Below are 17,930 nucleotides of genomic sequence, written 5' to 3'. Positions count from 1 at the left end.
CACTTTTTTATAAATTAGAAAAGCGTTGAAATATGGCATCAGACTATACAACCCCACCGCAGACAAGAATTGGGCACGTTCACCTGAAAGTGGCAAACATGGAGCGCGCCCTGAAGTTTTACTGCGACCTGCTGGGCTTTGAAATCACCACCACCTATGGCGAAGACGCAGCATTTATCTCAGCAGGGGGCTACCATCACCACATCGGGCTGAACACCTGGTATAGCAAGAATGGATCCCCTCCCCCTGTTAGCAGCACCGGACTCTTCCATACTGCTATCCTATACCCTACCCGCAGGGATCTGGCTGCTATACTCCGTCGGCTGCAGGAGGCGAACTACCCTCTCACCGGCACCGCTGACCATGGTGTATCCGAAGCGCTCTACCTCATGGACCCAGACCGCAACGGCGTAGAACTGTACTGGGACCGACCTAAAGAAGAATGGCCGAAAAAGTCTGACGGTTCTGTGGAGATGTATACGCGTCCGCTTGACCTGGAGGGCCTCCTGAAAGAGCTCGATTAAAGCATCACTTACAAGCAGTAGTTATCAAAATTAAACCTGTAGATTAACTTCACTTTTCAGACCATACAAATTTATTAAAGAAGGCTGACTGATTTACTTCAGGCAGCCTTCTTGTTTTTTATGAACTGAAGCACCGTGCCTATAGTTGATAAAATAGTTGTACATTACAGCAATTGCGAAAAGAGACCTGCCTTTTTTTGTTTATTCAAATTATTGCCACCCGGAAGAATTACAAGAGAAAATGGGATCACAAAAAAATGAGACATCAAATTCTACCCCTAAGTCCTCCTCAGGAAAAAAAGATAACCAAAAAATCAGAGAACTGATAGAACTGAATGCTGAACTGGAGAATTACTTCAGGAACACGATTATACCGCAGCTCTTCGTGGATGCGGATCTGGTGCTTCGCAAGTTCACTCCCCCGGCCATGAAGCAGTTCAATCTTTCAGATAACCACATTGGCCGTCCTATGGAAGAATTGATAGATAATATCCGGTATTCTACTATCATAGACAATATACTTGAAGTAATAGAAACAGAACAGATCTTTGAGAAAGAGATACAAACAACGGATTTACATTGGTTCCAGATGAATATTATTCCGTATGTGCTTAAAAGAGACAACAGGACCAATGGCGTCATCATTACGTTTGTGGATATCACAGACCGCATGAAAGTGCTGCGAGACCTGGAAAAGCTGAATGCCTCTCATGAAACATTCATCTACTCCGTGTCCCATGACCTGAAGGCGCCACTCGCAAATATAGAAGGCTTGTTGCAGCTATTAAAGCAAACATCAAATGACCTCTTAGAACAATGCGACGCTGAAAACGAGGAACAGAATAAGATTGCCGCCATGCTTGAGAATTCTGTTAAGACAATGCGGAACATCATAGATGAGCTTTCAGAAATTGCTAAAATTGAAGGTAATTTTAAGGAAGTAGTAGAAAATGTACGTTTCGAAGATGTGCTTACGCAAGTAGAATTAACTATCAAAGATAATATCCTGGAGAGCAATGCTTCTATTACCTATGATATCAGCGAGCCGGATATTGAATTCTCAAGAAAAAACCTCCGAAGCATTATTTACAACCTGTTGAGCAATGCCATAAAATACAAATCACCTGACAGAGCTCCTGAAATACATGTCAAAACAGAAACCTTAAATGGTTTTATACAGATTTCAGTTAAAGACAACGGTATTGGCATTGCGGAGGAAAAGAAAGAACTCATTTTCACGCCGTTTACCCGTTTTGAAAAAAACACGGAAGGAACTGGCATCGGGCTATACCTTGTAAAAAAAATTGTAGAGAATGCAGGCGGTGAACTGATTGTGAAAAGTAAGCTTGGCGAAGGTTCTGAGTTTATCGTTTACCTGAAACCTAAAGCGTAAAAATGTCCTCTTCGGCAGACAATGAAATCCAGATTGCCTGGTGATAACCATAAACAAGCAGATGACCGGGAATAGCACACATCCGGCTCATCCAATACGAAAGCCTTTCAGTTAACCCTGAAAGGCTTTTTCATGTACTATAGAAAGCGCTCATGCAGATGATAACTGAAGACAGGACATTGCAAGGGCATGAACTTTACTAGCGGGTTCAGGGAATAAAACAGGTAACTGGCCGGCACTACAAACCCACCCTATTCTCTCCTGGGAGGGAGATTTATAAATATACAATTCCACTCCTCGGTAAAAGGATTGATACAATGAGCAAGGCAACCAGAGAAGGTTAATTTGTAAGCCATAAAAGACAACCAAATGGAAAAGAGTGATTTAATAAGAACAGAGGCTTACGTGAACGGAGCCTGGCAAAAGGCAGCAAGTGGCAAAACCTTTGATGTGACTAACCCTGCCACAGGCGAAGTACTGGCCGCTGTGCCCGATATGAACCGCAAAGATGTGCGCAAAGCCATCGACGCAGCTGATGCTGCCTGGCCCGCCTACCGTGCTTTGACAGCCAAAGAGCGTTCTAACATCCTGCGGAACTGGTTTAACCTGATAATAGAGCATAAGGCCGAACTCGCCCGCATCATGACCATCGAATCCGGGAAGGTGATGACAGAAAGCCTGGGAGAAGTGAACTATGGCGCATCCTTCATTGAATGGTTTGCCGAGGAAGCCAAACGTGCTTACGGAGACGTGATTCCACCCCATACCAAAGACAGGCGCCTTGTTGTTATCAAGCAATCCGTAGGGGTGGCTGCTGCTATCACGCCCTGGAACTTCCCGCTGGCCATGATCACCCGTAAAGTAGGTCCTGCGCTGGCCGCAGGCAGCCCTGTTGTCGTGAAGCCACCATCCGAAACACCGCTCACTGCCCTTGCATTGTGCGTTTTAGCAGAAAAGGCAGGCTTCCCTCCTGGCGTGTACAATACCGTTACCTCAACAGAGAGCAGTGAGGTTGGTAAAGAGTTTTGTGAGAACACGAAAGTCAGAAAGCTTTCTTTCACGGGGTCTACACCAGTGGGTAAAATCCTGATGAGCCAAAGTGCCTCCACTTTAAAGAAACTATCCCTAGAGTTGGGTGGCAACGCTCCCTTCATTGTGTTTGATGACGCCGATATAGACGAAGCAGTAAGTGGTGCCCTGGCTGCAAAGTATCGCCACAACGGGCAAACCTGTGTTTGTGTCAACCGAATTCTGGTACAGGACAAGGTGTATGATACATTTGTCGAGAAATTCACAAAAGCAGTTCAGGGCCTGAAAACAGGTAATGTGCTGGAAAAAGATGTACAGATAGGGTCGCTCATCAATGAGAAGGGACTAAACAAGGTAAAGGAGCACATCCGTGACGCCGTGGAGAAAGGTGCCAGAGTCACGACAGGCGGAGAAAGCATCGAAGGCTTGTTTTTCCAGCCAACTGTATTGGCAGAAGCCTCCGGAGCAATGCTCATTGCCCGGGAAGAAGTGTTTGGGCCCGTAGCCCCTATCTTCCGTTTCAGTACCGAGGAAGAAGCTGTACAAATGGCAAATGACACAGAATTCGGCCTTGCCTCCTACTTCTACAGCAGAGATGTGAACCGCTGCTGGCGTGTTGCCGAGGCGCTGGAATATGGTATGGTAGGCATCAACGAAGGTATAATTTCTACAGAAGTGGCACCGTTTGGCGGTATAAAAGAATCCGGCTTTGGTCGTGAGGGCTCCAAATATGGTATGGATTATTTTATGGAGATAAAGTACATGTGCTTCGGTGGCGTGAATAAATAAAGATAGCTAATCATGGCGCGAGCGTCCTCGCTCGTGTCTGCTTTTCCAGGGCCTACGGCCTGTGCAGTACATGAAGACTTGGAAGTTTTTCCAAGCCTCCAGCCACGAAATACGGCCAGCGACCGCGTGATACTAAGCACGAGCGAGGACGCTCGCTCTATGGAAAGTTAAGGGTAATTACAATCGAGCTCAGAATCGAACAACATAGAAAACAAACGACATGATGAAGAAAAGAACATTAGGAAAACATGGACTAGATGTATCCGCGATAGGCTTGGGCTGTATGGGCATGAGCGCCTTTTATGGTAACAGAAACGACGATGAATCAGTAGCCACCATCCATCGGGCACTGGAACTGGGAATAAATTTTCTCGACACCGCCGAACTGTACGGTCCGCACACAAACGAAAAGTTAGTAGGCGGAGCGATCAAAGGAAAAAGAGACCAGGTATTTATCGCCACCAAATTTGGTGTGGCCATTGGTGAAAATGGGATGCGCATAGACGGCAGACCGGAGACAGTGCGCAAATCTGCCGAGGGAAGTTTGAAAAACCTGGGAATAGACACTATCGACCTTTATTACCAGCACCGTATGGACCCAGATGTTCCGATTGAAGACACCATTGGTGCCATGGCTGACCTGGTATCAGAAGGCAAGGTACGCTACCTGGGCATTTCTGAGGCGGAACCCGAATTGATTAGAAGGGCGCATAAGACACACCCAATAACTGCTGTGCAAACAGAATATTCCCTATGGACAAGAGATGTAGAAACAAATGGGGTGCTGGACACGGTACGCCAACTAGGAATCGGTTTTGTGCCTTATAGCCCATTAGGCCGCGGCTTTTTAACAGGAGCCATTAAAAGTCCTGACGATTTTGAAGAGGGCGACTTCCGCAGACACAACCCGCGCTTCATGAGCGAAAACTTCAAAAAGAACCTCAACATCGTAGACAAGCTGAACAAGCTCGCATCTGATAAAGGGATTAGTGCAGCACAGCTGGCGCTGGCCTGGGTATTATCCAAAGGCGATGACCTGGTCCCTATTCCGGGAACAAAGCGCAGAAAATACCTGGAGGAAAATGTAAAGGCGGTAGATGTACTGTTAAGCGTAGAAGAAGTGCTTGAAATAGACAATATCTTCCCACCGGATATCACGGCGGGGAACCGTTATTAGCACTCAGTGCAAGCAAATTATAAGATGTGAGCACAAGCGCTTTATATCTTAACACCAATCGAAATGGCCTGCTATCGGCAGCTGTATTACTCTGAAACAGCCCCCGCCCGCACTCTGTCAGAACATGTAAGCCAGAGCCGGGCGGGGGTAAATTTGAAGAAACAAACCACTACCAACAGTCAGAATTAATCAATGGATGCAAAAAAGCTGGCAGCAGAAAGCGCAGTAGAATATGTAGAAGATGGCATGACAGTTGGGCTTGGCACCGGCTCTACCGCCTCATGGGCTATCAAAGCGCTGGGAGAAAAAGTGAAAGCCGGCCTCCACATTCAGGCAGTAGCTAGTTCAGTAGCATCTGAAGACCTGGCAAAGCAGTACGGTATACAACTGACTGACTTTTCAGAATTGTCCCGTATTGATGTCACCATTGATGGCGCAGATGAAGTTGATGCCCAGTGCAACCTGATTAAAGGCGGTGGCGGTGCATTGCTTCGTGAAAAAATTATCGCCTATAATAGCAGCCAATTCATCGTAGTTGTAGATGAATCAAAGCTGGTGCGCACACTAGGCAAGTTTCCCTTACCCGTGGAAATAGTGCCTTTTGCAGCAGAACTGACGCTAAAACAATTAAAAAACTTAGGTTGTGAAACAAGCATCAGGCAAAAAGACGGGAAGAACTTTGTAACTGATAATGGTAACCTGATTGCTGATTGTTTTTTTAACCAAATTGAAGTTCCTGAACTCCTGAATAACAGCATCCTGTTGATACCGGGGGTGGTAGAAAGTGGCTTGTTTTTGCATCCTAAAGTTCATAGGGTCATTGTCGGTTATGCAGATGGCACATTACATCTGTTGAAGGGGGATAAAAAGAAATAATACAGACTGCAGAAAAAATCAAGTCTTTTTATAAGTTATTTAATTAAAATAGTCTTGATTAAAGCAGACAGACCCGAACCATTATCTACCACATTACTTTTTATTCATACATAATTATCCTAGTTTAGTATCGGCTTTAGGGGTGTTCCGAAACAGGAACTGAGACAATACCCTTTGAACCTGATCCAGGTAATGCTGGCGAAGGGAAAAGCATGAATGGCTATTGCGGCTATTTCCTCTTTTCATCTATCCCTCCTTTTCCGGATACTCCTGGGCCATCATCTTATCTTTAAACAAGAAATTATGAAAGAGCAACTCTGGAGTATACTTTCGGCCGTCAGGCAGAATTCACCGCTGGTGCACAACATTACCAATTATGTTGTTATGAACAATACCGCCAATGCCTTGCTGGCTGCTGGTGCCTCTCCCGTTATGGCGCATGCACACAGCGAAGTAAGTGATATGGTCAGTATTGCAGGTGCCCTTGTCGTAAATATTGGTACGCTGGATGAGTACTGGGTGGAGAGTATGAAGCTGGCTGTAAAGCAGGCGAACGCACTTCAAAAAGCATGGGTGCTGGACCCTGTGGGAGCCGGCGCAACGTCTTACCGCAACAATGTACTGGAAGAGCTACTCAGTTACCGCCCGACGGTAATCCGTGGGAATGCCTCTGAAATAATGGCTTTGGCAAAATTCAGCTCCAATACGAAAGGAGTTGATAGCACCAGCCTCAGCGAAGAAGCCCTGGAAGCAGCACAACAGCTGAGCGAAACCACCAGCGCGGTTGTCTGTGTATCGGGTGCCACCGACTACATCGTGAACAAGAGTAATTACAATGCCCTCTCGAATGGTCACGTGCTGATGTCCCGGATAACGGGCATGGGCTGCACCGCCAGTGCATTGGTGGGCGCATGCTGCGCGGTTAGTGCGGACAACGCCTTTGCTGCCACTACTGCAGCTATGGCTTTGATGGGCATTGCAGGCGACATAGCTGCCGAAAAGGCACCGGGGCCGGGAACGATGCAGGTCCAATTCCTCGACGCGCTTTACCAGCTTTCTGAATATGATTTTAGAGAGCGCTTAAAGTTAGAGACAAATCCATGAGTACCTTTCCGTACCGCCTGTACCTGGTTACAAATGAACAGTCCTGCCTTGGCCGGGACCTGATGGAGGTGGTAGAAGCAGCAGTAAAAGGCGGCGTGGACCTGGTGCAGATACGCGAGAAAAATCTCGGGGAGGAGGCATTTCTGAAAAAGACCCTGCAACTGAAAGAACTGCTGGACCAGTACAATGTCCCCCTGATAGTCAACGACAACCTGCAGGTAGCGTTGAAAAGCAAAGCGGCGGGAATACATGTCGGCAACAACGACATAACGCCCGCTGCTATACTAGAGCAATGGTCTGATTGCGGTATCCTCGGCTATTCCCTGGAATATGCCGAACACCTGCAGCGCACTCATGCTGCCCTGGCAGATTACCTGGCGCTGAGCCCTGTCTTTTCCACGCCTACTAAAAAGGACACAGTGACAGAATGGGGCCTGGAAGGCATAAGCAGTATCAGGGCGTTAACACATAAACCACTGGTTGCCATTGGTAGAGTAAGTGAAGCAAATGCTGCCAACATCATAAAGGCCGGCGCTGATTGCCTTGCTGTGGTGTCTGCCATTTGCTCTGCACCTGACCCGGCACGGGCCGCTGAAAAAATCAGAAACGAAATAGAGAAATCCTTATGAAAACATATAAATACCCTGCCGTGCTTACCATTGCAGGGTCTGACAGTGGCGGTGGGGCAGGCATACAAGCCGACCTGAAAACTTTCTCGGCCATGGGCTGCTACGGCACTTCGGCCATTACCGCTATCACGGTGCAAAACACCCGTGGCGTCACGGGTATACACAGCGTACCGGCTTCTATTGTGCAGGGGCAGATAGAGGCAGTAATGGACGACATAAAACCTACGGCAATCAAAATAGGCATGGTGCATAGCGCGGAGCTTGTACAGGCTATTGCCAGCCAACTGAAGCACTACACAGTACCCGTTGTGCTGGACCCTGTGATGGTGGCTACAAGTGGTGATAAGCTGATAGAGGATAACACCATCGCATTGCTTAAAAAGGAACTACTGCCATTGGCAACGGTAGTTACTCCTAACCTGGATGAGGCACAGATTTTAGCTGGTATGCAGCTTCAGGATGTAAGGGACATGAAAGAAGCTGCCCGTATTATCCTGGAAACAGGTTGCCGCTCTGTACTTGTAAAAGGAGGCCACCTGAAAGGCTCCCGGCTCTACGATGTATACCTGCATCAAAACGGCGACATGCATGTGTATGAGTCAGCGGCGATCGACAGCAACAATACCCACGGCACAGGCTGCACCCTTTCCTCTGCCATAGCCGCCTTTCTGGCAATGGGCACAAACTTGCCGGAGGCGATTGAGCAGGCCAGGCAATATGTATACCATGCTATTGACGAGGGCAAAGATGTAAAAACAGGCGAAGGGCATGGGCCTTTAAATCATTTCTATCAACCAAAAAAACTTCAAAAATATGAGCTAGACTAAAGAAGCCTGGCAGGCGGGCAGCAGCATCTACGATCAGATAATTTCCATGCCCTTCATTGAAGAACTTATAAATGGAACACTCGACCAGGAGAAGTTTAAGTTTTACATCGCCCAGGATTCGCTCTATCTGGCTGATTTCGGCAGAGCTCTTTCACTTGTTGCGGCACGGGCGCACACTACGGATCATGCGCTGGAGTTTATGCGGTTTGCAGAAGGGGCCATTGTAGTAGAGCATGCCCTCCACGCCGGGTATTTCCAGCAGTTGGGCATACAAAAGAGCACCACCATCTCCCCTGCCTGCCAACATTATACCCGCTACCTGCTCAGCACAGCAGCACTTGACCAAGTAGAGGTAGCCATGGCAGGCTTGCTCCCCTGTTTCTGGATTTACAAAGAAGTCGGCGACTATATTTATAAGCAACCGCAGAAAGAAAATAACCCGTACCAGGAATGGATTAATACCTATGCAGGAGAAGAGTTTGCAGGTATTGTAAAAAGGGCCATTAATATTTGTGATGAAGCAGCCACAAAATGCACGCCTGCACAGCAACAAGAAATGACAGATGCCTTTGTTACCGCCTGCAAACTGGAGTGGATGTTCTGGGACAGCGCCTGGCGAATGGAAAAGTGGCCGGTGTAAAGGTTAATCTCATGGAGTAGATGGCACACAGCTTCACCTTTCCAGGCAGCTGTATCTGAAGGAGCTTCAGAGAAAATAATAATGCCTCTTCGCCATCAGGCGAAGAGGCATTCTATAATAAGAGAGGCTTCAAACCAGTTTATAACTTGGTTTAAGTCCCGGCGGGACGGCCTGTTGATAGCCTGATGGCTGGAGCTAAGGAAGCCTCGATATTGATTACTATCAACAGGTCGTCCCGCTGGGACTCAGGCATAACGTCAGTTAATTCCTTTGTGTTGAAAAGAAACAGCAAAAGCAGTTTACCTAATTCTGATATTCAGGAAAACACCTTTGATAACGCTTGTTTTACTTGCTGTCCTGCTCCTCCGTAGTTTGCCCTTCTGATAGTGGCTCCTTAGGATTCAATTTTGTTGTGTCGTCGCCTTTCATGCTTTTCAATGAACCAGAATTATCCTTGTTGGTAATGACTCCCCCTACGCCTACTTTCCCCATTGATTCCGCGCTGTTCTGGGAAGTAGTGGTGCTGTTCTTTAGTGCTTCAGCATCTCTGCTATAAGTTGCATCTGTTTTGGCATTGCTCTCTTTCCCTTTATTCTGGTCCTTATTCTGATTTTTATCTGTTGTCATAGCTTTCTTATTTATAAATGATTCAAGTCCCATACCAGTGGGACGATACTTTTTTTACGCGGTATCAACTTACCGGTTAAGAAGCAATGGAAATAATGCACTTCAGCTAAGAAAAATGCATACACTATTCGAGCGATAACAAGAAAAAAGCCGCACAGGATTCTGCCCGGCAAAGGAAGCACAAAGAGAAGTTAGAGCGTGGTTTCAACAGTGAAAAAACTTAAAACATATAAAGATGGATTTCATGTACAGGCATAACCAATTGCACAAAATACTCCGTACACTGTAGTTCCTGTAACCGTTCAAATCCATGAAGAAAAACAAGAAAAGAACATCAGCAAAACTTTCATCCAACGACCTGGTTAAGCTTGGATTTCCTTCTGGCAAGCCGCTGGGCACGGCCCTGAACATTGTGCATACCTACTATACTGACTTGGGCAAGAAACACCAGATAGAGCTGCTGCAGGATGTAATTGCCGCCCCTGATCAGTACGAGCTGCACACAACACTGGGCCCTCTGGCACTGGCGCTCATAGCGCACAAAGAAGCAGAGCCCATTGCCCTGAAGTCGGAGAAGCAGAACTATGCCGTGTATGGAGCAGAAGCCATAGAACAAGGTGCCATTGACCAGATGGAGATCGCCATGCGCCTGCCTGTCGCGCGGGCGGGGGCGCTGATGCCGGATGCCCACCAAGGCTACGGGCTTCCTGTTGGCGGGGTGCTGGCGACGCACAATGCCGTGATACCTTATGGCGTTGGCGTAGACATTGGCTGCCGCATGAGCATGAGCATCTACGATATCCACTCAGGCTACCTTGAAAAGAACCGGGAGCAGCTCAAGAAGATGCTCACCGACAGCACCCGCTTCGGCAACGCCTCCTTCAAAAGACCCATGGACCATGAAATTATGGAGCGCCCGGAGTTCTCTGAAATCCCGGTTGTGCGCGAACTCAAGGACCGTGCTTTCCAGCAGTTGGGAACATCTGGTGGTGGCAACCATTTTGTGGAGTTCGGCACAGTGGAGATACACGATGCTGATAATGTGTTTGACTTGCCAGCGGGCAAGTACCTGGCGCTCCTCTCCCATTCGGGCTCCCGAAGGCTGGGGGCAAACATTGCAGGTTATTATACCAAAGTGGCCATAGATGCCTGTCCGCTGCCCAAGGAGGCAAAGCACCTGGCCTGGCTCGACCTTGACACGGAAGCCGGTCAGGAATATTGGCTCGCCATGAACCTGGCCGGTGACTATGCCTCTGCCTGCCACCACCAGATACATGAACGTCTGACGGCAAAGCTGGGCGAGGCCCCCATGGCGAAGATTGAGAACCACCATAATTTCGCCTGGAAAGAACAAGATGCCTCTGGTAAGGAAGTGATCGTACATCGCAAAGGCGCTACTCCGGCGGGCAAAGGGGTAATGGGTATTATTCCGGGAACCATGGCCACGCCAGGATTTATTGTGCGTGGCAAAGGCGAGGCTGCCGCCATTAACTCTGCCTCACACGGGGCCGGGCGTGTTATGTCCAGAACGCAGGCCATACAAACGTTCTCCCAGCCCCAGATGCGCAAGTACCTGCAGAAGGCGGGTGTAGATGTTATCGGTTCTGGGTTAGATGAGGCGCCAATGGCCTATAAGGACATTCACCAGGTGATGGCGTCCCAGCAGGAACTGGTAGATGTAACTGGTACTTTTTATCCAAAAATTGTGCGGATGAACGGGGATGCGAAATATATTGAAGTGGATTAGGTTAAGCGAAAGAGGAAGCCGCTTCTGCCCCACTGCTAACGAAAACCGGCCTTTCGAGCTTCCACCAATCCATTATTCCGGCTGTCTTATAGCGAGTGAAGTGATTCTTCTCCAGCGTCCGGTGTGAGGGTAGATTTGTGTTTTCTGTTTCGGCTAGTATCGTTGTCACTTTCGGTTGCGTGAAAGCCCAGGCTGTTATTGCTTTAATAGCTTCCATCATAGTTGTTTCATTCGCACTTTCTGCTTTAGCTGTTTCTATTGCTACTTTATGCGCTGCCACTGAACCTGCAGCGCCCTCACGTGTCACGGTTTTGCCTGCAGCGCTGCGCGTTGGCCCATTGCGGTTTAAAGGAGTGGCAACGACAGTGTTCTTGTGCGGAAGCAGTGCTATAACCGGTATGCCCGGCCTGTTCCTGCCCGGATGCTCCTTGAAGACAACGTTGCGCCTTTTCATGCCTGCTAAAATAGCAAAAGGCTCAAAACTTAAAAAGAGGGTGACCTTTTTGGACACCCTCTTTTTAAGTTTTAAGCTGCTGTTTAGTAATTAAAATTACCCGTTGTTCTTCTGTCTGAATTGTGGGAGGAACTACCACCGGAACTACTCTGACCTGCACCATAGGTGCTGCCGCCCATTGAACCATAGCCACCGTAATTGCCGGATGAGTTGCCGTACATATTGTTGCCGAAGGATCCACCTCTGTTGCCGCTGTTATAGCCTGTGCCAGCGCCATAGTTTTTGCCGCCGTAGGAGCTTCCCATTCCGGTACCATAATTATCTGAAAAGTTTCGGGTGCCATAATTAGGTACTCCCCGGTTGGAGTTAGGGAATTCATCGCCAACACCGCCACCATAGCGTGTGCTACTTAAGCGGTCCCTGTTTCCGGAGTAGTAGGGTTGCGCCTCCTGCATGTTGCCTTCGCGCTGGTCACTGTTCAAGGTGTTGTACCGGTCAGAGGTACCATCAAAGCTTGATATCCCGTACCCCTGCCGAATGTTGCCCTGCCTGTTTTCATTGCCCCTAAAGTCAGCAGCGTAACTGGTGTCCCTGTCATCACGGCTGCGATAATTCCCGAAGCGATTTCCTCTATCATCGTCCCTTCCGTAGTCCCTGCTGTTTCGGTAGTCGTTTGGTCTGTGATCGCTGTCTCGGTAATCTCTTTCAAACTGCTGCTTCAGGTCACGTCCTGTTCTGTCTTCCCGGTTATACCTGTCGTTTCGACCATAATCATATCTGTTGTCCCGGTCGTAGCGGTTTCTGTCATTATTGTCGTAGTCGTACCTGTTTTGGTTGTTGTAGCCGCCGTTGTTATTGCGGTCCCTGTCATATCGTTCCATAGTGTATAATTAGGTTGTAAGTCATTTTATTATTTTAAACGTTAGCCTTGCGTCCTGGTTTATACCACTAATGGTGCTCTACTACTTAGTCTCTCATAGACTCCAGAGCCATACCATGGATTTTCAATTTAACGGCATCACCCACAGTTTTCAGGTTATAGCCATCTTCCCTGGCTTTGCGAATAAAACTGCTGTCTATACCATGTATTTTAGCTTCAACAGCCTTGCTGATGGTAAGACTCTCAAGTCCGGCTTTTCTCAGATCTTCGATGTAAGCTGCATCTACTCCATGAATTTTAGCGGAGATTATTTCTCTGAAACGCATATCTTTAAAGCCTAAAGATCTAATTTCTTTGATGGCAGCGGCATTAAGACCATGGATCTTCGCTTCCAGAACCTGATCAAGACTCAGTTCATCAAATCCTGCGGATCTTAAGTCCGTGATGTAAGCTGCATTCACCCCATGGATTTTCAACTCCATCATCTTGTCCAGGCTAAGATTCCCGAAGCCAAGGGCCTGCATTTCTTTGATGTTCGCCGGGTTTACGCCATGTATTTTAGCCCCGATGATTTTATCTATCTGAAGATTCTCAAATCCAGCATTTTGAAGCCCCTCTACATAGGCCCTGTTCACACCATGTATCTTCGCCTCCATCATCTTCTTTAAAGACAGATTTTCAAAGCCCAGCGCCTGCATCTCCCGCACATACGCCTGATCAATGCCATGTATGCGGGCCTCCACTACTTCTCTGATTGAAGGCTTTTTGTTGCTGTACTTCTGGAACAGGGCCATATAGTTCTGATAGTCCGCCATTGACACGCCGTGTATGGCTAATTCCAGCAGCCGTTCTCCCTCTAACTCATTGTATGTCTTTTTCAGGTAGTCGACATATTGCCTGTCTACATCACCGAAAAACAGATGGAACATCAGGTTCTCATTATTACTGGTGATGTTGTAGTCGGCCAGGTACTTTTTAAAAGAAGCGTCCTCGGTGAAGGTGTACTTCCCCTGCCCTACTTCCGCATCAAGGTTACCTGTTAGCTGAAGTGTACCGGTTTCCTTTTTCATCACGAAAGTATCGTTCCCCTGCTTCTGGAAGAGCCCTTTGTCAAAGCACCTGGACATGTTCCAGGTAGAGGAATTCCTGCTTCCTTTAAACTGCAAGCAATACTCACCGCCTTCCTGGTTGCTGTACCAATAGCCTTCCGACATATCTACCTGCTTCCCAATGATATTCATTGAGTATCCGTTTTCCTTTATTGCAGGAAGAACTTCCCTTATTACATCAGAAACAACATCTCTGTTTACTACCTCTTCCCTTACTACTTCCGCTATGTCGGGTGCAGGCTCAGGAGCGGGGGCAGGTTCAGGAGCCGGAGCTGCCTCAGGCATAGGAGCAAGCTCAGGAACCGAAGCAGTATCACTTTGCGATATAACCTGGCTAACAGCTGGCTCATTCATAAAAAGAATTGTCCCTAAAAACAGTGGGGCCAGGAAGGCATATTTCCAATAACTGTGTAAGTTTGATTTCTTTGCGTTCATCATGATAATTCGTTGTTTTAATAGCGACTGATTATAGTTGATGGTGATGCTGAGCGGCTTGTTTGGGCAGGCTATCTGCAACAGGCTCAGTTGATACTGGTCTTTATTTACCTGTTCTTTCTCCAGCAGAATCGCGTCTGTCTGGTACTCGATGTTCTTTTCAACTTCCTTTTTGTAAAGCCAGACAAACGGGTTAAACCAGAGGAGGATAACTGCGATTTCTGCGATTAATAAGTCGAGGCTATGCCCCTGCCTGACATGAGTTTTCTCGTGGGCAATTATTTGCTCATAGGTAGTGAAATCATAGTCATCAGGGTAGATAAAGATGTACCTGAAGAAAGAACAAGGAGCTTGTCTGTTTTCTGTATTCACAATAACATACTTATCCTCCAGTATCTTATCAGTGCTTCTTCTCACTCTAAACAGGATACTTGCTACCTGCACAAGCAGGTTAAGAGTAAATATAATAACGCCAAAGCCGTAGAGTATCCCAAGCCAGAACAGCCAGTCTTTTTGCCCGGAAATGACATCCACCTGCGGCACTTCTGCCTTCTCCTCTACTCCATCAGGGTGGGGCAAGGGTAACGCTGCATCCGTATGTTTTTCTCCGGCTTCTACTCCGGCACTTGTTACTGCCCTGGTACTTGCTTCCGGTGTTGCAGTAGCATCATTAAACTTTGCCGCTCTAGTTTCGGTTTGGCTGTTATCTAATGGTTTGTCTGGTTGAAAAACAGCTGACAAATACCCTTGGTGGCTGATAACCTGGGGCAGGGTAACAAAGGGCAGGGCAAAAGCCAACATTATGCACCCAATGAGATAGAACCTGTTTATGGTAAAGAAACTTTCCTGCTGCAGCACGAGTTTGTAAAAAAGTAAGGCTATTCCAATCACGAAAGAGACCTTTAGCAGATATTCAATCATGGCATAAAAGTTTAAGATGATTTTTGTGATTTGATAATCTGGATGATTTCATCGATCTCTTTGTCAGACAATTTTTCCTCCCTGGCAAAATGCGTAATCATTTTAGAAAAGGAGTTGCCGAAATACTTTTGCTTGATGTTGGCTACATCCTGCTTCCTGTAATCCGCCAACGCCACTAAAGGAGAATACCGAAAAGAGTTTCCGAGTTTTTCAGCACGCAAAAAACCTTTCTCCACCAGAATTTTTACCATGGTGGCCACGGTGTTATAATGCGGTTTTGGTTCTGGCATCTCCTCTATAACTTCCTTTATGAAGGCATTTTCGAGGCGCCAGATAACCTGCATGATTTGTTCTTCTCTTTTACCTAATCTCTGCATCGTCGTATCGTTTAGACAATACTACTAATAAGTTAGTAGTAATCCTAACCCATTAGTACTAAAACTAACGCATTAGGATTAGTAAATAAGTCAGTGAAGTAAATACCAGTGCCAGAAGACTTAATCAGGAAGGGAAAAGAAATGAAAATCAGATAGTAACTCTGCTGCTTTACTAGCTGTGGTAGCCGTAGCCTTAGGCCAGAAATAAGAGAAGGAGAAGAGAAGAAATTAACTGCGGCAGTAGTTCAAGTTTACCCTTTAGCGGAGATACATACAAGTATGCTTCAGGATAAGAGGCATGGAAATCAAAGAGAAAACAATATAGATAGCAGCTATCTCTAAGGCAAGACTATTTGCTTATCCGTCGCTGCCAGAGTAGAATCCTAAAACGGGAGCCCACTTCTGACTAATTCAGAAATGGGCTCCCGTTCTTTAAAACTCCATTATACAGAGCACAAGGGACTGCAGTTGATCTCGTTTTAGCATCGCAAAGCAGTTTCGTACAATGCTGGAGAATCTATTTGAACGCTATACTTTCAGGCGCAACTAATAGCCTTGCCTATACAAAGTGGCGCTAAACACAATGAGTTGTTTAAGCTATTACTTTTGCCTGCTCAGATAAATGCCATATGCGATAAAACCAGCTGCAGCAGCGAAGGCAACATACTGTTTATCTTTCACAGATAGGCCCTTATATAAGTCCATCCCATACTTGCCAGGGTTTTGCATCAACAATTCTATTTCGGAGGGGTCTTTTAGAATGTTTACTAAAGAAGATTTAAGTGATTGTGTATCTTTCATGGTCATATATTTTTTTGATTAGCGTACGCTTTTCAAAGTAATTAGATATCTACTGTACAATAAACTCATTATATGTGCTGCTCCAGGAGACGGAATTTTCACTTACCTCCTACTCCATCATCCACTGCTCCACAAGAATTCATTAAGTCCGGGGCAACCTTAGCAATAGAGATTTCCATCAATTCACCTGCAGGTTTAGCACCTTTCCAATATATATGGATGCTTTAACAAGAATAAACCTTATTTATAACTCTTTATAAGTGAAATATAAATTTTTTATTGCATATTGTAAAAGATATTGAACATATATGCCGCTAGAAATGTAGTAGGTATATAATAAACAAAGAAATATGAATAACGGAACAGTAAAGTTTTACAACGACCTGAAAGGGTTCGGATTTATCAAAGAAGCAAATTCAGATCAGGAATACTTCGTACACGCATCAGGACTGGTGCATGAGATTAAAGAAAATGACGAAGTAACTTTTGAACTTCAGGAAGGCAGAAAAGGACTAAACGCAGTTAATGTTAAGCGTTCTTAGTCTTAACGTATAAAATGCATTAAAAAGGCCTTACATGCAGTAAGGCTTTTTTATTTGCTTGATCGTTTTTACCCGCTGTCTCTCACAATCCTGCTCCGTTTTCAATTAAAATTGGGCCTATAATTTACTACAATGAACAGAAAATACTTAGTAGATACCACAACGCGCGAATATCTTTGCGTTGCACTGCAAAAAGGGCAAGAATGGGAGCCTAATAACCAGGATTCCCTTGAAAGCTTTATGGGCTCACGAGCCAATAAAAACCGCGCTGACTTCGAATTAGTCTCCGGCGAATACAACGATAACTCCTTCTTTGAGAAGTGGATACGTAACGGCACAAACTTTTTATTCCGCTACTAATATAGGCTGAGAAGCCTCCATTTCCGTAGAATGTATAGTATGCAACATCAAAAACCAAGAATAATATATGGGTAGATCTCAAGAAACTTTTAGTAAAAAAGAAAAAGAAAAGAAAAAACTGAAGAAAAGACAGGATAAAGAGCAAAAGAAGGAAGAGCGCTTAGCGAACTCTAACAAAGGAAAAGGCATTGACGAAATGCTTGCCTATGTAGATGACGAAGGAAACATTACGGATACTCCTCCGGATCCTACCAAAAAGAAGAAAGAAGTAAAGCAGGAGGATATACAGATTGGTGTGCCGAAGCATGAGGAAATGGATCCGGCTGACCTCATCAGAAAGGGAACGATAACTTTCTTCAACACCTCTAAAGGCTACGGTTTTATAAAAGACCACGATTCGCAGGATAGCATTTTTGTTCACCAGAACGGTTTAGAAGAGTCGGTGAAAGAAAATGACAAAGTTACCTTCGAAGTTGAGAAAGGTCAGAAAGGCCTGAATGCCGTAAACGTGAAGTTGATCAAATAAATACCTTTTGCCCAGTACCTGTCAGCTCCTATAAAGCAACAACAGGTAAACTACGTCCTTGACGCCGGGTGCCGAAGGGCCAGATAAAAGCTATAAAAGGCTTTGAACCTAACGCTGAACAGCGGTAAGTTCAAAGCCTTTTTCTATTTCATTTCCTGACAAA

The 17,930-nt window shown here is 46.1% G+C and carries 19 protein-coding genes and 1 riboswitch; of the genes, 13 read left to right on the top strand and 6 right to left on the bottom strand.

Features of this window, described 5'->3' with window-relative positions:
• Positions 1-32 precede the first annotated feature (32 nt).
• The 9 genes from DXT99_RS14290 to tenA all read left to right on the top strand — a co-directional run bounded on the left by DXT99_RS14290 (position 33) and on the right by tenA (position 8,988).
• Positions 33-524 carry a VOC family protein gene (locus DXT99_RS14290; protein ID WP_115566246.1) on the top strand — a complete coding sequence of 164 codons (492 nt, stop codon included), beginning with the start codon at positions 33-35 and terminating at the stop codon, positions 522-524.
• 241 nt (positions 525-765) lie between these two features.
• Positions 766-1,917 (top strand): sensor histidine kinase, encoded by a 1,152-nt coding sequence (locus DXT99_RS14285; protein WP_115566272.1) that lies wholly within the window; start codon positions 766-768, stop codon positions 1,915-1,917.
• A gap of 369 nt (positions 1,918-2,286) precedes the next feature.
• On the top strand, positions 2,287-3,735 hold the full coding sequence (locus DXT99_RS14280) for an NAD-dependent succinate-semialdehyde dehydrogenase (protein ID WP_115566245.1): 1,449 nt from the start codon (positions 2,287-2,289) through the stop codon (positions 3,733-3,735).
• Between the two features lie 220 nt (positions 3,736-3,955).
• Complete coding sequence (locus tag DXT99_RS14275; protein WP_317048144.1) at positions 3,956-4,912, top strand: aldo/keto reductase; 957 nt, start codon at positions 3,956-3,958, stop codon at positions 4,910-4,912.
• Between the two features lie 192 nt (positions 4,913-5,104).
• The gene (rpiA, locus tag DXT99_RS14270; protein WP_115566244.1) at positions 5,105-5,788 is read left to right on the top strand and encodes a ribose-5-phosphate isomerase RpiA; all 684 of its coding nucleotides are present in this window, start codon (positions 5,105-5,107) and stop codon (positions 5,786-5,788) included.
• A 128-nt stretch (positions 5,789-5,916) separates the two neighbouring features.
• A riboswitch (TPP riboswitch) is annotated at positions 5,917-6,012 on the top strand.
• A gap of 79 nt (positions 6,013-6,091) precedes the next feature.
• Positions 6,092-6,892, top strand: coding sequence for a hydroxyethylthiazole kinase (thiM, locus tag DXT99_RS14265; protein WP_115566243.1), 801 nt, complete (start codon positions 6,092-6,094; stop codon positions 6,890-6,892).
• A complete protein-coding gene (thiE, locus tag DXT99_RS14260) occupies positions 6,889-7,521 on the top strand; it encodes a thiamine phosphate synthase (RefSeq protein WP_115566242.1) in 633 nt (210 codons plus the stop codon). Before thiM ends, thiE begins: the two co-directional genes overlap by 4 nt.
• A complete protein-coding gene (gene thiD / locus DXT99_RS14255; protein ID WP_115566241.1) occupies positions 7,518-8,348 on the top strand; it encodes a bifunctional hydroxymethylpyrimidine kinase/phosphomethylpyrimidine kinase in 831 nt (276 codons plus the stop codon). The genes thiE and thiD overlap by 4 nt, the downstream gene beginning before the upstream one ends.
• Positions 8,349-8,373: 25 nt before the next feature.
• Positions 8,374-8,988 carry a thiaminase II gene (gene tenA / locus DXT99_RS14250; RefSeq protein WP_262511363.1) on the top strand — a complete coding sequence of 205 codons (615 nt, stop codon included), beginning with the start codon at positions 8,374-8,376 and terminating at the stop codon, positions 8,986-8,988.
• A gap of 345 nt (positions 8,989-9,333) precedes the next feature.
• On the opposite strand, the gene DXT99_RS14245 is transcribed toward tenA, so the two are convergent.
• Positions 9,334-9,615, bottom strand: coding sequence for a hypothetical protein (locus DXT99_RS14245; protein WP_147294229.1), 282 nt, complete (start codon positions 9,613-9,615; stop codon positions 9,334-9,336).
• A 310-nt stretch (positions 9,616-9,925) separates the two neighbouring features.
• Between DXT99_RS14245 and DXT99_RS14240 the strand changes: the two genes are divergently transcribed.
• A complete protein-coding gene (locus DXT99_RS14240; protein WP_115566238.1) occupies positions 9,926-11,362 on the top strand; it encodes an RtcB family protein in 1,437 nt (478 codons plus the stop codon).
• Position 11,363: 1 nt separating this feature from the next.
• On the opposite strand, the gene DXT99_RS14235 is transcribed toward DXT99_RS14240, so the two are convergent.
• From DXT99_RS14235 to DXT99_RS14215, 5 genes are all read right to left on the bottom strand, one after another.
• Positions 11,364-11,816, bottom strand: a complete 453-nt coding sequence (locus tag DXT99_RS14235; RefSeq protein ID WP_147294228.1) for a GNAT family N-acetyltransferase — start codon at positions 11,814-11,816, stop codon at positions 11,364-11,366.
• A gap of 83 nt (positions 11,817-11,899) precedes the next feature.
• The gene (locus DXT99_RS14230) at positions 11,900-12,697 is read right to left on the bottom strand and encodes a hypothetical protein (RefSeq protein WP_115566236.1); all 798 of its coding nucleotides are present in this window, start codon (positions 12,695-12,697) and stop codon (positions 11,900-11,902) included.
• A gap of 85 nt (positions 12,698-12,782) precedes the next feature.
• Complete coding sequence (locus DXT99_RS14225) at positions 12,783-15,161, bottom strand: M56 family metallopeptidase (RefSeq protein WP_115566235.1); 2,379 nt, start codon at positions 15,159-15,161, stop codon at positions 12,783-12,785.
• A gap of 11 nt (positions 15,162-15,172) precedes the next feature.
• Complete coding sequence (locus DXT99_RS14220) at positions 15,173-15,538, bottom strand: BlaI/MecI/CopY family transcriptional regulator (RefSeq protein ID WP_115566234.1); 366 nt, start codon at positions 15,536-15,538, stop codon at positions 15,173-15,175.
• 600 nt (positions 15,539-16,138) lie between these two features.
• Positions 16,139-16,339 carry a hypothetical protein gene (locus DXT99_RS14215; RefSeq protein WP_115566270.1) on the bottom strand — a complete coding sequence of 67 codons (201 nt, stop codon included), beginning with the start codon at positions 16,337-16,339 and terminating at the stop codon, positions 16,139-16,141.
• A 350-nt stretch (positions 16,340-16,689) separates the two neighbouring features.
• Here DXT99_RS14215 and DXT99_RS14210 point away from each other — a divergent pair, with 350 nt between their 5' ends.
• From DXT99_RS14210 to DXT99_RS14200, 3 genes are all read left to right on the top strand, one after another.
• Positions 16,690-16,881 carry a cold-shock protein gene (locus tag DXT99_RS14210; RefSeq protein ID WP_115566233.1) on the top strand — a complete coding sequence of 64 codons (192 nt, stop codon included), beginning with the start codon at positions 16,690-16,692 and terminating at the stop codon, positions 16,879-16,881.
• Between the two features lie 132 nt (positions 16,882-17,013).
• Complete coding sequence (locus tag DXT99_RS14205) at positions 17,014-17,241, top strand: hypothetical protein (RefSeq protein ID WP_115566232.1); 228 nt, start codon at positions 17,014-17,016, stop codon at positions 17,239-17,241.
• Positions 17,242-17,308: 67 nt separating this feature from the next.
• Complete coding sequence (locus DXT99_RS14200; protein ID WP_115566231.1) at positions 17,309-17,767, top strand: cold-shock protein; 459 nt, start codon at positions 17,309-17,311, stop codon at positions 17,765-17,767.
• Positions 17,768-17,930: the final 163 nt, after the last annotated feature.

This window comes from Pontibacter diazotrophicus, from assembly GCF_003367245.1.
Lineage (GTDB): Bacteria > Bacteroidota > Bacteroidia > Cytophagales > Hymenobacteraceae > Pontibacter > Pontibacter diazotrophicus.
The sequence above is the reverse complement of the archived record's forward strand: the minus strand, read 5'-3'. Positions and strand labels throughout refer to the sequence as shown.

What these genes read in the sequence shown, in the direction of transcription:
- rpiA (WP_115566244.1), top strand. Translation starts at nt 5,105, where the DNA reads ATGGATGCAAAAAAGCTGGCAGCAGAAAGCGCAGTAGAATATGTAGAA.
- DXT99_RS14205 (WP_115566232.1), top strand. Translation starts at nt 17,014, where the DNA reads ATGAACAGAAAATACTTAGTAGATACCACAACGCGCGAATATCTTTGC.
- DXT99_RS14225 (WP_115566235.1), bottom strand. Translation starts at nt 15,161, where the DNA reads ATGATTGAATATCTGCTAAAGGTCTCTTTCGTGATTGGAATAGCCTTA.
- thiE (WP_115566242.1), top strand. Translation starts at nt 6,889, where the DNA reads ATGAGTACCTTTCCGTACCGCCTGTACCTGGTTACAAATGAACAGTCC.
- DXT99_RS14245 (WP_147294229.1), bottom strand. Translation starts at nt 9,615, where the DNA reads ATGACAACAGATAAAAATCAGAATAAGGACCAGAATAAAGGGAAAGAG.
- DXT99_RS14220 (WP_115566234.1), bottom strand. Translation starts at nt 15,538, where the DNA reads ATGCAGAGATTAGGTAAAAGAGAAGAACAAATCATGCAGGTTATCTGG.
- DXT99_RS14240 (WP_115566238.1), top strand. Translation starts at nt 9,926, where the DNA reads ATGAAGAAAAACAAGAAAAGAACATCAGCAAAACTTTCATCCAACGAC.
- DXT99_RS14200 (WP_115566231.1), top strand. Translation starts at nt 17,309, where the DNA reads ATGGGTAGATCTCAAGAAACTTTTAGTAAAAAAGAAAAAGAAAAGAAA.
- thiD (WP_115566241.1), top strand. Translation starts at nt 7,518, where the DNA reads ATGAAAACATATAAATACCCTGCCGTGCTTACCATTGCAGGGTCTGAC.
- DXT99_RS14215 (WP_115566270.1), bottom strand. Translation starts at nt 16,339, where the DNA reads ATGAAAGATACACAATCACTTAAATCTTCTTTAGTAAACATTCTAAAA.
- DXT99_RS14230 (WP_115566236.1), bottom strand. Translation starts at nt 12,697, where the DNA reads ATGGAACGATATGACAGGGACCGCAATAACAACGGCGGCTACAACAAC.
- DXT99_RS14285 (WP_115566272.1), top strand. Translation starts at nt 766, where the DNA reads ATGGGATCACAAAAAAATGAGACATCAAATTCTACCCCTAAGTCCTCC.
- DXT99_RS14210 (WP_115566233.1), top strand. Translation starts at nt 16,690, where the DNA reads ATGAATAACGGAACAGTAAAGTTTTACAACGACCTGAAAGGGTTCGGA.
- DXT99_RS14275 (WP_317048144.1), top strand. Translation starts at nt 3,956, where the DNA reads ATGATGAAGAAAAGAACATTAGGAAAACATGGACTAGATGTATCCGCG.
- thiM (WP_115566243.1), top strand. Translation starts at nt 6,092, where the DNA reads ATGAAAGAGCAACTCTGGAGTATACTTTCGGCCGTCAGGCAGAATTCA.
- DXT99_RS14235 (WP_147294228.1), bottom strand. Translation starts at nt 11,816, where the DNA reads ATGAAAAGGCGCAACGTTGTCTTCAAGGAGCATCCGGGCAGGAACAGG.
- DXT99_RS14290 (WP_115566246.1), top strand. Translation starts at nt 33, where the DNA reads ATGGCATCAGACTATACAACCCCACCGCAGACAAGAATTGGGCACGTT.
- DXT99_RS14280 (WP_115566245.1), top strand. Translation starts at nt 2,287, where the DNA reads ATGGAAAAGAGTGATTTAATAAGAACAGAGGCTTACGTGAACGGAGCC.